At 54.8% G+C, this 14938-nt stretch carries 14 protein-coding genes and 1 pseudogene; 6 read left to right on the plus strand and 9 right to left on the minus strand.

Going from position 1 to position 14938, the window contains the following annotated elements; translation table 11 throughout:
• The first annotated feature begins 13 nt into the window (after positions 1 to 13).
• Positions 14 to 631, plus strand: coding sequence for a hypothetical protein (locus KV190_RS10215; protein ID WP_460193216.1), 618 nt, complete (start codon positions 14 to 16; stop codon positions 629 to 631).
• Here KV190_RS10215 and KV190_RS10220 read toward each other — a convergent pair.
• The 9 genes and pseudogenes from KV190_RS10220 to KV190_RS10260 all read right to left on the minus strand — a co-directional run bounded on the left by KV190_RS10220 (position 628) and on the right by KV190_RS10260 (position 10201).
• Entirely contained in the window at positions 628 to 1860 is a 1233-nt protein-coding gene (locus KV190_RS10220; RefSeq protein ID WP_460193218.1) for a zinc ribbon domain-containing protein, read from the minus strand. The genes KV190_RS10215 and KV190_RS10220 overlap by 4 nt on opposite strands.
• A 5-nt stretch (positions 1861 to 1865) precedes the next feature.
• Positions 1866 to 2873, minus strand: a complete 1008-nt coding sequence (trpS, locus tag KV190_RS10225) for a tryptophan--tRNA ligase (RefSeq protein WP_460193219.1) — start codon at positions 2871 to 2873, stop codon at positions 1866 to 1868.
• A 231-nt stretch (positions 2874 to 3104) separates the two neighbouring features.
• Positions 3105 to 3242, minus strand: a pseudogene (locus KV190_RS10230) (IS701 family transposase); the annotation flags it as partial.
• Between the two features lie 78 nt (positions 3243 to 3320).
• Positions 3321 to 4145: a DNA-methyltransferase gene (locus tag KV190_RS10235; protein WP_460195270.1), complete on the minus strand. Its 825-nt coding sequence runs from the start codon at positions 4143 to 4145 to the stop codon at positions 3321 to 3323.
• A 247-nt stretch (positions 4146 to 4392) separates the two neighbouring features.
• The gene (locus tag KV190_RS10240) at positions 4393 to 4746 is read right to left on the minus strand and encodes a DUF1257 domain-containing protein (protein ID WP_149819118.1); all 354 of its coding nucleotides are present in this window, start codon (positions 4744 to 4746) and stop codon (positions 4393 to 4395) included.
• A 120-nt stretch (positions 4747 to 4866) separates the two neighbouring features.
• Positions 4867 to 6396 carry a stress-responsive protein Ycf46 gene (gene ycf46, locus KV190_RS10245; protein ID WP_460195271.1) on the minus strand — a complete coding sequence of 510 codons (1530 nt, stop codon included), beginning with the start codon at positions 6394 to 6396 and terminating at the stop codon, positions 4867 to 4869.
• Between the two features lie 49 nt (positions 6397 to 6445).
• On the minus strand, positions 6446 to 6769 hold the full coding sequence (locus KV190_RS10250) for a slr0373 family blue light stress response protein (RefSeq protein ID WP_149819114.1): 324 nt from the start codon (positions 6767 to 6769) through the stop codon (positions 6446 to 6448).
• A gap of 132 nt (positions 6770 to 6901) precedes the next feature.
• Positions 6902 to 7900 carry a methionyl-tRNA formyltransferase gene (gene fmt, locus KV190_RS10255; protein WP_460193221.1) on the minus strand — a complete coding sequence of 333 codons (999 nt, stop codon included), beginning with the start codon at positions 7898 to 7900 and terminating at the stop codon, positions 6902 to 6904.
• Between the two features lie 36 nt (positions 7901 to 7936).
• Positions 7937 to 10201: a ribonuclease R family protein gene (locus KV190_RS10260; protein WP_460193222.1), complete on the minus strand. Its 2265-nt coding sequence runs from the start codon at positions 10199 to 10201 to the stop codon at positions 7937 to 7939.
• A 221-nt stretch (positions 10202 to 10422) separates the two neighbouring features.
• Here KV190_RS10260 and acpP point away from each other — a divergent pair, with 221 nt between their 5' ends.
• The 5 genes from acpP (at position 10423) to KV190_RS10285 (ending at position 14900) form a co-directional block, all read left to right on the plus strand.
• Entirely contained in the window at positions 10423 to 10668 is a 246-nt protein-coding gene (acpP, locus tag KV190_RS10265; RefSeq protein ID WP_297048191.1) for an acyl carrier protein, read from the plus strand.
• A gap of 4 nt (positions 10669 to 10672) precedes the next feature.
• Complete coding sequence (gene fabF, locus KV190_RS10270; protein WP_206200057.1) at positions 10673 to 11935, plus strand: beta-ketoacyl-ACP synthase II; 1263 nt, start codon at positions 10673 to 10675, stop codon at positions 11933 to 11935.
• Positions 11936 to 11970: 35 nt separating this feature from the next.
• The gene (tkt, locus tag KV190_RS10275; RefSeq protein ID WP_460193225.1) at positions 11971 to 13965 is read left to right on the plus strand and encodes a transketolase; all 1995 of its coding nucleotides are present in this window, start codon (positions 11971 to 11973) and stop codon (positions 13963 to 13965) included.
• Between the two features lie 97 nt (positions 13966 to 14062).
• Complete coding sequence (locus tag KV190_RS10280; protein WP_460193226.1) at positions 14063 to 14485, plus strand: DUF7682 family zinc-binding protein; 423 nt, start codon at positions 14063 to 14065, stop codon at positions 14483 to 14485.
• Positions 14486 to 14489: 4 nt separating this feature from the next.
• Complete coding sequence (locus tag KV190_RS10285; RefSeq protein WP_460193227.1) at positions 14490 to 14900, plus strand: hypothetical protein; 411 nt, start codon at positions 14490 to 14492, stop codon at positions 14898 to 14900.
• The last annotated feature ends 38 nt before the right edge of the window (positions 14901 to 14938 follow it).

A 14938-nucleotide genomic window follows, 5' to 3' on the forward strand; every position in this document is an offset into this window, starting at 1 on the left:
GGGGTTGATCATTGTGTTGCAAAAACAAATTCAAGGCTGGCTGCGGGTTTCTTTATCGACATTGACGTTGGCGATCGCCCTTGTCGTTTCCCCATCCCCCGGTCTAGCCCAGCGGGATTTGATCCCCATTGACGGTTCTGATGAGGATATTCAGCTTCTCTTTGATTTGGTCTATTATCCGCGCCGCGATCCTGCCCGTTTTCGGCTGCAAAATAGTGCTGAGGTAGAAGCCTATCAGTTGATTCGCACGATTTTGCGCACAGGCACCACCGTCTATATCCGTCAACGCCAAGATGATAATTACGGTTCCTATAGTTTTAGTCGCGATCGCTTGATCTTGCGTCCCCGCGCCCTTGCCCATTGGCCGATTTTTATCGAAACGCTGCGCCATGAGGGCTGGCATGTCGTTCAAGCCTGCTTTGCGGCGAAACGAGATTTGGATTCCTTGGTGCCCGTGGGCATTCGCGTCAGCCCCGGTATTGTGGCAGATCTCTACCGGAAGAGTGGCTATGCCCCCGAAGACATTCCGATTGAAGCTGAGGCCTTTGCCGCTGAGCGCGTACCCAATATGACATTGCAGGGGTTACAGCGCGAGTGTGCCGACTGGCTCAACCGCCCCAGCAAGGACTAGCCAGAAGAACGGGTCGCTTCACCGCAGTGACGACAATAGGGTAAGTGGCGATAGGTGGGCTGCTGACAATTGGGACAGGGCATCCACTGCAAATAGCCACAGTGGGGACAGTGTTGATCAAGATCCCGCAACCGTTTGCCACAACGGACACAGCGTTGTTTTTGAATGCGCCCTGCCGCCTGTCGCTGTGGATTGAGAAAAAGAGCTTGTGCCACCTTGATAATGCCAAACCCCACCGCTGGAATGAGCAGGATATAGAGGTAGCTGACCAAAAAGAGCAGGCCGCCAAAGAGGGCCAGAATGACATGAGACAGCCATTCAAAGAGTGCCCCCACCTGCAACAGTTCAAAAATCTTCAGCACCAAGGGGATCAAGAAGATCACCAGCAGGTGCCAACTCATGAGGGCAAGCAGGCCATAACGGCGGCGATCGGCAAAACGATGCACCAGCAGCGCGATCGCAATCAGCGGTAAGAGAAAGAGGGCTTGGAGAACAAATTGGAGACTGGGGTACCAAAACTGAGAGCGCTGATATTGGCTCTCGAGCTGGGCAAAGGTGGCGTCCTCGGCTAAAAATTTCAAGAAGGCTTGGCTATCGGCTTCTTGCAGAATCGCCTGTTCAAGGGCGGCAATCTCATTTTTGAGAGCGGCAATCTGGCGGTTGTTGGCCTCAAGGGTGGCTTTGGCCTTGGCGGCTTCTACTAGGTTGATCGATTGATCCGGGGGTTGCCCCGCAAGCTGCTCTAATAGCGTCGAGTCATACTCTTCACGAATGCGGGCATTGGTGGCCTCGAGGGTTTGAATTTGCGCCTGTTTTTGCTGTCGTTGCTGGAGTCGCTGCCGATAGGTGGGGCGGTTGACGGCATCTTGATACTCTGCATAGGTAAAGCAAATGGCGGAGATGGTTCCCAGCTTGCCCTTGCTGCTTTCCTGTAGCCGCTCCACAGCGGTCTGGGGCGGGGGGTCAAGGCTAATCTGCTGCTCTAGAAAACGAATGTCGCGATTGCCGGCGGTGTCTTGGCGATAGGCTTGCCAAGGGGCATAACAGGGCTGGGCTTGACTGGGACTCAAGGGCCAATTGCTAATTTCGCTGAGGCCACTAAAGACATTAATGAGGATAAAAATATCCACCAAGATAATGACAATCAGACTCACCCGATTCAGGGGTTCGTCATTGACAAGGCGCGATCGCCGCCAAAATGCCCGCCAGCCTTGCCCGAGCCGTCGCATCACTGTCACGGCAGGGTAAACCCAAAGGCGAGTTTCACCCGCTCTAAGGTGGCATTGGCCACACTCGCGGCCTGCTCTTGCCCTTTTTTCAGCAAATCCTTGAGGTAGCTGGGATCCGCCATGATCTCGTTGTAGCGTTGCTGAATCGGCTCTAGGGTGGCAATTACCGCATCCGTGAGTAGGGGCTTAAACTGTCCCCAGCCCATATCGGCACATTCTGCCGCCACTGCCTCTTTGGTTTTTCCCGTGAGCACTTGATAGAGGCTCAGCAGGTTATTCGCTTCGGGGCGATCGGGATCGTCAAAGGTCAAGCCACGAATCGGGTCAGTTTTGCAGCGCTTGATCTTCTTGCGAATCTCATCCGGCGGGTCCAAAAGGTTAATGCGACTGAGTTCCGAGGGATCCGACTTCGACATTTTCTTGGTGCCATCGGTGAGACTCATCACCCGTGCCCCCGCCTTGGCAATCAAGGGTTCCGGCAGCTTGAGAATGGGCGGCTGATTGCGGGCAAAGAGGTAGTTCACACGAGCGGCAATATCGCGGGTCAGTTCCAAGTGTTGCTTTTGATCTTCCCCCACAGGAACCAGATCGGCATCGTAGAGCAAAATATCTGCTGCCATCAGCACAGGATAGTCCAAGAGTCCCGCCGCGACATTTTCCCCCTGTTTGACCGCCTTTTCCTTGAACTGGATCATGTCCTCCAGCCAGTTGAGGGGGGTAATGCAGTTGAGTAACCAAGTGAGTTCGGCGTGGGCGCTGACGTGGGATTGCACAAAAATGGTGGCGTGGGCAGGGTCAATGCCACAGGCCAAATACAAAGCAGCCACCGTATAGGTATTGGCTGCGAGTTCTGCTGGATCGTGGGGGACGGTAATAGCGTGTAAATCTACAACGCAAAAATAATTTTCATAGGCTGCTTGACCCGCCACCCAGTTGCGAATTGCTCCGAGATAATTCCCCAAATGCAGGCTGCCCGTAGGCTGCACTCCCGAAAGGACCCGTTTTTTGGTCACCCAAACCTCCCCTCATTGCGTTCCTATTTATGCTACAGCGCTTTTCACAGGGATGGAAACTCCTCAAAACAGACATCGCAGTATGAACATTTACATCCCATTGTGTCGAAACATCACAGAGGGTAACAGTAGGGCACTGCCCTTGGGATCGATTGGCTAGAGTGGAACAGAAGGCCTTGAAACAAGGCAATACGGAATCACTATATCCTTCTTTAGTCGGTTTAGGCAGTTGACTAACTCCCACCATCTCTCGATTTGCTCATAACGGGTCATGCGAAAGTCCGCCCATCTCAAAGTATCTTTGGCTTGCTTGAGGCCATATTCAATCCATGTTCTAAAGCTATAGTGGTCGCCAATGGGTTTCACCCGTGTCCGTCAGCCACGTCTCGGCAATCAAGGTCACCCACTTGGATTGAATGCGTACTAGTTCAGCGAGCGATCGCCAATTCACTGTTGCCACTCTTCAGGAATTTGCGCTATTTTCTCATGTCCTGTGGGGGTGTACACCGGTCTGCCGAGGGGGCGGTAGGGCAGGGTGCCATTTTCATAGGCCTGAATCCGTTGGCGAGCAATGTTGACATAAGCGGGTTCCTTTTCACAGCCCATCGCCCGCCGATCGTGCATTAGGGCAGCCAAGAGGGATGATCCTACCCCCATATAGGGGTCAAAGACCCAATCCCCTGCATGGCTGAGGGCAAGGACACACCGCTCCACCAGCTCAATGGGAAACTGGCAGGGATGCAGTGTTTTTTCAGGATGATTAGACTTGACATTGGGAATATCCCACACCAGTTCTTGCCAATCCTGAACAACGATTTCCCAGACATCGGATGGATTTTTGCCCAAGGGATTGCCCGAGGGTTTGCCCTTATTGGGGCCTTTGAAGTGGCGTTTCCCCGGATACTTAGCCGGAATACGCACGGCATCCAAATTAAAGATGTAGTGATCGGACTTTGTAAACCAGAGAATCGTTTCATAGCGGCCAGAAAAACGCTTTGTGGCATGGAGACCGTGGCCAAATTTCCAGATGATCCGATTGCGCAGCTTCAAACCCAACCGCTTGAACAGGGGATAAAACAAAATATCTAAGGGATAAACCTCTCCCCCTTGAACAAAATTCCCCACTTGCCAGCACAAACTTCCCTCTGGCCGCAGCACTCGATATAGCTCGGCAATTACTTGGCTTTGGCTTTGGAGATAGTCCTCGATCGCCACCGGCGTTTCATAGGCCTTGCCGAGGTTGTAGGGCGGCGACGTGAAGATGAGCGTCATAGCCTCATCCGGCACCTGACGAATCACCTCACAGACATCTCCACTGGCAATGACTAGCTGAGCCTCTGGAGAAAAGCGCTCTTGAATGTGCTGGCCAGAACTCAATAACTACAAGCCATCCTTCCCTGTACCGCCAAAATACCATATTCATAATCCTGAGATAAAAAAAGAGGCCGACCCCTAGGGAGTCAGCCAGCGGATTACTTGGGAACGCGCGCTAGACAGTACAAAGCAATTGGCAACAGGATTAGCTATGCACCACAAGCTTGACGTTGGCGTTCTGAAGGCCAGGACGCTTCACCTCAGCCAAGGTTTTGTTGATGGCATATTTTTGGTTGATCGAGTTGATCAGCTCGGTTTGGTTGTGTTTTTTGGCCACACCCCAGAGGTCAGCAATCAGATCAAAGGTGCCATCAGCATTGCGAGACCAGCCCAGATCATACTCGCCATCGAGGACAGCGACGATGTCAGAGCGAACACGTTGGCCATTGTAGCCACGCACATCGGCATTGGTTTTCACCGTAATGCCCAGATCCCGCAGGGACGCTTTCAAGATTTCAGCATCGGTAATTTTCGTACGCAGGGTGCTGAAGTGAGACATGTGGATTTCCTCCAGATTGAGACAGAAACATTGGACTGAATGAACCACAATTTATGGCGAACCAAACCCCTGTGGTCGGGTCTTTCTCCCATCTGCGCAGGGCAGACAGAAGGAAGCTTGTCAGAACTCCAGTCGCTGGTATTCAGCCACTGAAGCAGCCGCCGGACGCGCCCGTTGGCGTGCCCAATCACGCAGTGCCGTGACCTGCTCTTGCATCGTCTTGGAAAGGGGTTGAGTGGCACGGCTAGCGGCAATAATGTCTAACTGGGTAAACTCGCGCCCTTGAGCAAAGGCTTCGTACATGGCAGCAATGATGGCCTGCTCAATCTCGGCACCTGAAAAGCCATCACAGATATTGGCCAGTTGCTCTAGGTCAAAGCGATCAATCTCGCGACGGCGCTTGGTGAGGTGAATGCGAAAGATTTCCTTGCGCTCCTCGGCATTGGGCAGATCCACAAAGAAAATCTCATCAAAGCGACCTTTGCGCAAAAATTCACCGGGAAGCCGTTCGACGCGGTTGGCCGTCGCCAAGACAAAGACGGGAGACTTTTTCTCCTGCATCCAAGTCAGGAAGGAGCCAAAAATCCGACTCGAGGTGCCGCCATCGGAGTCCGAGGAGCCTGCCCCACCAGCAAAGGCCTTGTCCATTTCATCAATAAAGAGAATGGCAGGGGAAATGGATTCAGCGGTTTTCAGGGCATTGCGCAAATTGGCTTCCGATCGCCCCACCATTGAACCGTCATAGACCCGACCCATATCAAGGCGCAGCAACGGCAAGCCCCAAAGGCGAGAGGTGGTTTTGGCAATCAGGGACTTCCCACAGCCGGGCACACCCAAAATTAACATCCCCTTCGGTTGCGGTAAGCCGTATTCCCGCGCTTTTTCACTGAAGGCGTTGGCGCGTTGGCGTAACCAGACTTTCAGCTCCTCTAAACCGCCGACCGAATCAATGGTTTCATCCACTTCCATATACTCGAGGATGCCATTGCGGCGGATGAGTTGCTTTTTCTCAGAGAGGATGATGTCCACCTCGGCTTCCGTAAGGCGCCCAGCGGTCACTTTGGCTTTGCGAAAGACTTTTTCGGCTTCATCCCGCGTCAGGCCAAGGGTGGCTTTGACGAGTTTTTCCCGTGCTTCGGGGGTGAGGCGGCGATTGCGGGGATCCAGTTGCTCCCCGAGCACCTCATCTAGTTCGTTGATACTAGGTAGGGGGTAGTCAACAACAACGATTTCCTTTTCCAGTTCGACGGGAATCCGCTGCGCCGCTTCCGGGGACATGAGAATAATGGTTTTGTGGCTGCTCTTGAAGCTGGCGATCGCGTCCCGTAAAGAACGAGTCACAGGGGGCGAATCAATGAAGGGGTGCAAATCCTTGAAGACGTAGATGCCCGGTTCCCGTTGGTGAACAACCCATTGAATGGCGGCTTCCGGTGAGACAGTGTTGTGGTGACTATTGTTGCGGGGATGGCCATACTCGACCATGCCGTGGGTCACTGTCCAGATGTAGAGCTTGCGGGGAGACCGCCCTTGAGGCCCGACTTGACTTTGGGCAATGGTGGCGATCGCCTGCTCAGCCCGCTCTTCTTCAGAGGTCAGGAGGTAGATCAAGGGATATTGCGCTTGGATTAGGATACTCAATTCTTCTTGCACAGCAATCACCTCCTTCTTTCAAGGCTGACCCAACACCCCCGCCACTGGCCTAGCGGGCAGACACCAACTCGACGGAGAGCGAAGGAACACTGAGGCTGTCGTCATCAATCACCGTGGGCTGATTGACCAAGGCCGTTAGCTCATCCCCCCGCAGGACAAGGGCACTAGCACACTCTGGGCAGTGGTAAACCCGATGCACATTGCCATGTTTTTGTTCGGCATATTCCGCCAGTACTTCCGGGTGAGCCAGTAGAAACTCAATGGCACGTTCAGCAAGGGTGGACATCGTTTCCTGCTCGACCACAGCGGCAATCTTGAGCTGGCGGTGCACATCGGGGGACAGATACAACGTAACCTTTTGCTTATCTTCCATAGGGGTTAGAGACGTACCTAGGTATGTGTGCCAGTGTAGTGAGCCGATCCGAGGGGTGTCAAGGTGAAATGCTGTCAAAACAGCAAAATCGTAACATTTAGTTACATTAAGCCTCGCGTGCTTAAAACTCAGTTACAGAGCTGAGGGCACAATCCCGAATTGAGTGGCGATCGCCAGCCGTACCCCATTGACAAAATCCCATCCCGATTGGGCTTTGCGACCACTCAAGTGCACTTGACTCAGCAGCAGGCGACCCTTGCCCGTCTGTACCACAGGGCCCCACCCCTTAATTAGCTCCACCACTGTACCCGGCGCGGGAGATGCCTCAGGCTCCTCGCAGGCAAAAGAGTGTAAGGGTTCCGGTAATTCGGCGGCCACTTCGGGCACCAATGGCCAAGTTTGCAGCAGTTTCAAGGGGGTGTCTTGCCACTGGGTAGAGGCATAGGGGTAAAAGGCGCGCACTTGATTGTGAAGGGCTAGGGCCGATCGCCCCCAATCAATGGCATAGTCACTTTTTTGAATCAGCGGTGCATAGGTAGCCTCAGCGTCGTTTTGGGGTTGGGGTTGAAGCTGTGGCAGTTGCTGCAAGGTTTCTAGTAGAAGGTCAGCACCCATGTCACTGAGCTTGGCACTGAGGGTAGCAGCGTTATCCCCTAAATGAATCGTTACTTTTCGCTTCAGGAGCATTGGACCTGTGTCCATACCCGCATCCATCAGCATCGTCGTCACGCCGGTTTCCCCTTCGTCGTGGTAGAGGGCCCACTGAATCGGAGCGGCACCGCGATACTTGGGCAGCAGCGAGCCGTGGATATTGATGCAGCCGTAACGGGGAATCTCAAGAATCGACTGGGGCAGGATTTGACCGTAGGCCACCACCACAAAGACATCGGCGCCTAGCGATCGCAAGACCTCAGGCAGTTCTGGATCCCGACGCAGACGTTCCGGCTGCCAAACCGGTAACCCGTGGCGAAGCGCTAAGGCCTTGACCGGCGAAGGCGATAATTGGTTGCCCCGTCCCCGTCGGCGATCGGGCTGGGTGACCACCCCCAACACTTGATAGGTCTCTGTTTCCAGCAGCCGTTGTAGCGGCGCAAGGGCAAACTCCGGTGTGCCAAAATAAACGACTTTCAACCGCTGCCCACTCCCTGCAAAACGTCAACTGCTGGTTTAGAGATCTTCAGGGGCGTCATCCTCAGAAGGGGTGAGGGCTTCGCCGCCGTCACTGCTGCCGTTGAGATCTTCTTCCGTCGCTTGGGAGCCACCACTAATGACGGCCAAATCCACCTGCTGGCGGTAGGAATCGACATTTTTAATCAGGACTTCAACGCGATCGCCCAAGCGGTAGCGCAAGCGGTTACGCCGACCCGTCAAGGTTTGGGCATGGGCACGGTATTCATACCAGTCATCCTTAAGGGAGCTGACGTGGACTAAGCCCTCAACATTAAAGTCAATCAGTTCCACAAAGAAGCCATAGGACTGCACGCCGGTAATGATACCGGGACGCACTTCGCCGATGCAGGCTTGGACTTGGCGCACCCGTTGCAACCCCACCAAATCCTTCCAAGCCGTGTAGGTTTGCCGCTCCCGTTCTTGGAGGTGGGGGGCTAATTCATTAACGAGGGTCTCCACTTCCCGCTGGGTATCAGTGGTGAAGACGGTCCAATTCACCTGCTCCAAGCAACTGGACTCGCCAAGATTGACGCGCTCTTTTGCCCGTGGCCCTCGGCGATCGCGCCCTTCCGTCAGAAGAATGTGCAAAATGCGCTGATTGACAATGTCAGTGTAGCGTTGCAGGGGTGAGCAGAAATGGCCATAGCCCCCGCCAGTGGCCAAACTAAAGTGGGGCAGCGCCACGGCGGCATCGCTGGCGGGTTTGAGTTTATCGAGCAACAGTTCCTGCAACACGGCTGCCAGATCCGAGGTGGCCAATTGCGCCATAAAGCGCTGACAGTCGCGGGGTGTGACCTGGGCGGGATTGTCTAGGCTCAAGGGCAAGTTGAGATTTTGGCAGAGCTTGAGAAAATCCTGCACCGCATAGAGTTCGGGCACAGGCTGCGTGCGGTAGAGGGCCGGTACCCCCAACTTCGCCAAATGACGGGCAAGGAGTTCATTAGCAAGGATCACTAAGCTTGTCCAAGGGGTGACCCTCGGTAGGGGAATGGCGGGGGCGAGACCCTCATCGGCATAGGCAAGGCTGAGGGCATCCGCTGGGGTGACTTCAATGCTCCCCCGTGCCTGTCGCTGCTGACTGACGGCATTGGCAAGGTGAATTAGGGCACGCAACCAATCACCGGAACTATCCCCGAGGGCAAGGGTGGCCGCCACCTGCTCGCTAGTGACACAGGCATCCACACGGATACAACTGCGGTAAATCCTGTAGGCCTGAACTTCACCGGCATTGTTGATCACCATCAGCAGCGAAATGGCAGCGCGATCACCCCCCGGTAGCAAGCGCAGCCTCTCCAGTTCCTGCGGCAATAGGGGCAAACTCAATTCAGGGGTGGCGAGGGTCATGCCCTGACGGCGAGCAGTGCGATCCAGCAGTTCATCGCGGGGGAGCAATCCCCCCACATCGCTAATGTGAATCCCCAACTGCCAGAGATTTTGCTCAAGGGCATCGAGAGAAAAGGCCACTTGGGGTTCTTGGCCGGGAGCCACTAAGGTAATGGTGACCAATTCCCGCAGGTCTTGGCGATCGCTCAAGTCCAAGGTTTCCAACTGGGCATTCAAGGTGGCGGCTGCTGTCCGCAGGGCTGGGCTAAATTGGCGGACAAGGTTGTGTTTGCAGCAAATCAAGTCCAAAGCAGGCGCCGATTGGGCATCACTCCCTAGGATCTGGCCAATTTCCCCCGTCGGCAGGTACCCCCCCAAGGGATAGCGGCGAATGTTCACATGCACCAGTTGATCCACCACCGTGGATAGATCGGGCACGAGGTCATTGGGTTCAAGGGCAATTTCAAAGAGCAGGCGATCGTCGAGGGGCGTGGCGCGAAACCCATCTTCGGTCTGTTTCACGCGGGCAATCACCGAGGGATTTCCCCGCTCCAGGATCAGTTTCACTTCCCCCTCTGGAGATTTCTTGCGGCGGCCTTCACGGGTGACCCGCACCAGCACGCGATCGCCATTCCAAGCGGTACTGAGTTGATGCTCGCGCACAAAAATATCTTCAGCACCCTCGGTATCTTGAATGGCAAAGCAAAAGCCCTTGCTGGAGCAGCGCAGCCGCCCTTCAATCAACCCATCATCACTGGCGCGGCGATACTTGCCCCGTTCTTTGATGAGCAGGCCAATGCGTTCTAGGGCATCAAGGGCAATTTCCAGTTCTCGCTGGCTCTCAGGATCGTCACAGCCGAGTTTTTTTTCGAGAACTTTGGGGGCAACAAATTTATCTTCGCTAAAGTTGGCAAGCAGACTGGCAATCGTAAAATGCATCGGCAACTCGGTGAAGGGAGGGCAACAGTGGATGTAGCGTTGTTGGTGTCAAGTATCCAAACTGTAGCTTATCACAGTTGCAGGAGTATCTTAGGGGATCCCCAATCTGTCCTATAATTATGGCGCGTTGATTCTGGGCACGAAACATCCTAGATTTGAGGAATGGCGATCGCCCGCATCAATTACTGTTCTCAATCGTTGTCCATCCAGTTAAGGCATCTATGAATCAATCTGAAATTCTCGAAAAAGTAAAAGCCATTGTTGCCGATCAACTCAGTGTTGATGCAGAAAAAGTTGTGCCCGAAGCAAGTTTTGCCGAGGATCTCAATGCTGACTCCCTTGACTCCGTGGAGTTGATCATGGCCCTTGAGGAAGCGTTTGGTGTGGATATTCCCGATGAAGAGGCAGAAAAACTGAAAACCGTCCAAGATGTCCTTGACTTTATCAACAATAAGGTAGCTGCATAGATCCATGGCAAAGGCGCACCAAAAACGGGTCGTTGTCACGGGGATGGGCGCAATTACCCCCCTCGGCAACACCCTTGCGGAGTATTGGGAAGGGTTAATGGCCGGTCGCAACGGCATTGATTACATCACGGCTTTTGATGCCAGTCGTCATGACTGCCGCATTGCGGGTGAGGTGCGTGGCTTTGATCCCACCCTCTACATGGATCGCAAAGATGCCAAACGCATGGATCGCTTTGCTCAATTTGCCGTGGCTGCCAGCAAGCAAGCCCTTGCGGATGCCCAATTGACGATTGACGAGGGCAATGCCACTGACATCGGCATCATTATTGGTACGGGTGTGGGCGGCCTAAAGGTGATGGAGGATCAGCAGGAGGTCTATCTCACCAAGGGGCCCGATCGCTGTAGTCCCTTTATGATCCCGATGATGATTGCCAATATGGCCGCCGGACTCACCGCCATTCACACCGGTGCCAAAGGCCCCAATTCCTGTTCTGTGACCGCCTGTGCAGCGGGTTCCAATGCCATTGGCGATGCCTTCCGCATGGTGCAGCACGGTTATGCCAAGGCGATGATCTGTGGCGGCACTGAAGCGGCGATTACCCCCCTATCGGTGGCGGGTTTTGCGGCAGCCCGCGCCCTGTCCACCCGCAATGATGACCCCCACCATGCCAGCCGTCCCTTTGACCTCAACCGCGATGGCTTTGTCCTTGGGGAAGGGGCCGGCATCTTGATCCTTGAAGAATTGGAATTTGCCCTTGCTCGGGGGGCACGTATCTATGCAGAAATGGTGGGCTACGGCTTGACCTGTGATGCCTACCACATGACCGCTCCCTCACCGGGGGGAGAAGGGGCTGCCCGTGCCATTGAAGCCTGCCTCAAGGATGGGGAGATTGCCCCGGATCAGGTGAGCTATATCAATGCCCACGGTACAAGTACCCCCGCCAACGACAGTACGGAAACCGCTGCCATTAAACGTGCCCTTGGCGAGGAAAATGCCCGTCGCGTTCCTGTGAGTTCGACAAAATCTATGACGGGGCACCTGCTGGGGGGGTCAGGGGGTATTGAGGCGATCGCGACGGTGATGGCGGTTGCCCACGATCGCATCCCCCCTACAATTAACTTGGAGCAACCGGATCCTGCCTGCGATCTGGACTATGTTCCCCATCAGAGCCGGGCTTGTCCGGTGACGGTGGCTCTGTCGAACTCCTTTGGCTTTGGTGGGCACAACGTGACGTTGGCCTTCCGCAAATTTACTCCCGATCGTTAACTGTCTGCTGCAAACCCAATTAGAGAGAGAAAGCAATGCCTGCGGTTACTCAGTCCCTTGATGAACTCTGTATTAATGCGATTCGTTTCCTAGCGATCGATGCGGTGCAAAAGGCCAACTCCGGGCACCCCGGTCTGCCAATGGGGGCAGCACCCATGGCCTATGTGCTGTGGAACCAGTTCATGCGGTTTAACCCCAAAAATCCGCAGTGGTTCAATCGCGATCGCTTTGTCCTCTCGGCGGGTCATGGCTGTATGTTGCAGTATGCCCTGCTCTACCTCACGGGCTACGACAGCGTCACCATCGAGGACATTAAACAGTTTCGCCAATGGGGATCGCGCACACCCGGTCACCCAGAAAACTTTGAAACCCCCGGTGTGGAGGTGACCACAGGCCCTCTTGGTCAAGGGATTTGTAACGCCGTTGGCTTAGCAGTGGCAGAAGCCCATTTAGCGGCTCGCTTCAACAAGCCCGATGTCAAACTGGTGGATCACTACACCTACGTTATCCTTGGTGATGGCTGCAACATGGAGGGCATCTCCGGCGAAGCCTGCTCCCTTGCGGGTCACTGGGGCTTGGGTAAACTCATTGCCCTCTACGACGATAACCACATCTCCATTGACGGCTCCACCGACATTGCCTTTACAGAGGATGTCTGCAAGCGTTTTGAGGCCTACGGTTGGCACGTGCAGCACGTTGCCGATGGCAATACGGATCTTGCGGGCATTGCCAAAGCCATTGAAGCCGCCAAAGCTGTAACCGATAAACCTTCACTGATTAAAGTCACCACCACGATTGGCTACGGTTCCCCCAACAAAGCCAACACCGCTGGGGTGCACGGTGCTGCTCTGGGGCCTGAGGAAGTCAAGCTCACCCGCGAAAACCTTGGCTGGAACTATGAGCCTTTTGTTGTCCCCGAGGATGTTCTCAACCACTTCCGCAAAGCCGTGGAGCGCGGTGCGAGCTATGAAGCGGAGTGGAACCAAACCCTCGCCACCTATCGCCAGAAATATCCTGAGGAGGCTGCTGAATTTGAACGGCTGCTGCGGGGTGAGTTGCCCGCCAACTGGGATGCCAATCTGCCGAGCTACACTCCTGAAGATAAGGCTGTGGCCACCCGCAAACACTCAGAAATTTGCCTGAACGCGATCGCCCCCAATCTGCCGGAACTCATTGGCGGTTCTGCGGACTTGACCCACTCCAACCTCACCGAACTCAAGTGCTCCGGTGACTTCCAAAAAGGCCAGTACCAAAATCGCAACATTCGTTTTGGCGTGCGCGAACACGGCATGGCTGCCATCTGCAACGGTATTGCGCTCCACAATTCCGGCTTAATTCCCTACTGTGCCACCTTCTTGGTCTTTGCCGATTACCTGCGGCCTGCCCTGCGCCTCTCAGCACTCTCCCAAGCGGGGGTGATCTATGTGATGACCCACGACTCCATTGCCCTTGGCGAAGATGGCCCCACTCACCAACCCGTGGAAACCTTGGCCTCATTGCGTGCCATTCCCAACCTACTGGTGATCCGTCCTGCCGATGGCAATGAAACCTCGGGTGCCTACCAAGTGGCCGTCCAACGGCGCAAACAGCCCACCCTACTGGCTCTGACGCGGCAAAATGTGCCCAACTTGGCCGGTAGCTCTGCGGCCAATGTCGCCAAAGGTGCCTATACCCTGGTGGATTGCGAAGGTACCCCCGACTTAATTTTGATTGGAACCGGTTCAGAAGTTTCCCTCTGTGTCAAGGCTGCCGAAGCTCTCAGCGCCAATGGCAAGAAGGTGCGGGTCGTGTCCATGCCCTCTTGGGAACTCTTTGAGGAGCAGTCCCCTGAGTACAAAGCCAGTGTGCTGCCGGCGGGGGTAAAACGGCTTGCGGTGGAGGCGGCTTCTAGTTTTGGTTGGTGTCGCTATGCCGATGCAACGGTGTCGATCGAGCGCTTTGGCGCGTCGGCTCCGGGGAACGTCCTCATGGAGAAATTTGGCTTCACGGTGGACAATGTGGTGGCCAAGGCCAATGCCCTGCTCGGCTAAGTTGCCGGTGGTACGCCTTTAGACGGAAAATATCAATAGATGCTCAGGGTGGGGGGTATAACTCTCTGCCCTGTTTTGCTTTTTTTGAGAACGCCCTATGCCACGTCGTCGGAAACAATTTCCCTGCGGCCATCAAGGCTATGGTCAGGTTTGCCACTACTGCGCTCAGTTGGCTCAAGCAAAAGTTTTAGAGGCAGCAGAACGGGAACAGGCACGACTGGCACAGGAACAAGCACGCTTGGCACGGCAGGAATGGGAGGCCACCTTTGCCAGCGATGTGGTGGATCTACAGGGATTGCCGAAGTGGATTGTCCTCAAAGCCCGCCAAGTGATTGCAGAACTCCTTGCAGGAGCCGACTATCGCCAGTTCAAGGGCAAGCGCCTGAATCACGATCGCCGAGTGATTAGTATTCCCCTGAGTTATGACTATCGTCTTGTGTGCTATGACACTGGCGATCGCATTGAACCCCGCAGTGTGCTCTCCCACGAAGCCTACAATGTCAAGAAACCACTCGCCTAATGCCATGACCGCCAACACTGAACACCCTTGGTATGCAGCGGCACAACTGATTCAACCGGCACTGATTCGCCTGCTTGATCATCTGCGGCGATCGCTAGAAACGTCCCCTTGGCAGGGCAGCTATGAAACCGTTGAGATTCCCTGCGGTGACGCCGAACCCCAAATTCTCTACTGGCTGCATTTACGTCAGGGCGATCGCCAAGAGCGGGTGAACCTGTGGGAGCTGTGCTACCAAATTTGTTTTCAGCAGTACACCCCAGAACTCGACTACAGTGGCATCCATGACTTTCAGGTGGGGGAGGTGCAAGCTGACCTCAGCCTCTTTGATTCGGCTGGGGAGGTGGACTGGCACAAGCTCGATCAGAAGGCAGCCCAGGTGGTTGCCGCCCTATTTGCCGGCTTAGATTCCCCTTAATTTTAAGTTTTTGGAGAAAAATTAGCCAAGGCTGCCAC

It is taken from the genome of Thermosynechococcus sp. FA-CM-4201, from assembly GCF_054689355.1.

What these genes read in the sequence shown, in the direction of transcription:
- KV190_RS10240 (WP_149819118.1), bottom strand. Translation starts at nt 4,746, where the DNA reads ATGTCTCACTTCAGCACCCTGCGTACGAAAATTACCGATGCTGAAATC.
- KV190_RS10235 (WP_460195270.1), bottom strand. Translation starts at nt 4,145, where the DNA reads ATGACGCTCATCTTCACGTCGCCGCCCTACAACCTCGGCAAGGCCTAT.
- KV190_RS10220 (WP_460193218.1), bottom strand. Translation starts at nt 1,860, where the DNA reads ATGCGACGGCTCGGGCAAGGCTGGCGGGCATTTTGGCGGCGATCGCGC.
- KV190_RS10285 (WP_460193227.1), top strand. Translation starts at nt 14,490, where the DNA reads ATGACCGCCAACACTGAACACCCTTGGTATGCAGCGGCACAACTGATT.
- KV190_RS10280 (WP_460193226.1), top strand. Translation starts at nt 14,063, where the DNA reads ATGCCACGTCGTCGGAAACAATTTCCCTGCGGCCATCAAGGCTATGGT.
- KV190_RS10250 (WP_149819114.1), bottom strand. Translation starts at nt 6,769, where the DNA reads ATGGAAGATAAGCAAAAGGTTACGTTGTATCTGTCCCCCGATGTGCAC.
- acpP (WP_297048191.1), top strand. Translation starts at nt 10,423, where the DNA reads ATGAATCAATCTGAAATTCTCGAAAAAGTAAAAGCCATTGTTGCCGAT.
- tkt (WP_460193225.1), top strand. Translation starts at nt 11,971, where the DNA reads ATGCCTGCGGTTACTCAGTCCCTTGATGAACTCTGTATTAATGCGATT.
- fabF (WP_206200057.1), top strand. Translation starts at nt 10,673, where the DNA reads ATGGCAAAGGCGCACCAAAAACGGGTCGTTGTCACGGGGATGGGCGCA.
- KV190_RS10260 (WP_460193222.1), bottom strand. Translation starts at nt 10,201, where the DNA reads ATGCATTTTACGATTGCCAGTCTGCTTGCCAACTTTAGCGAAGATAAA.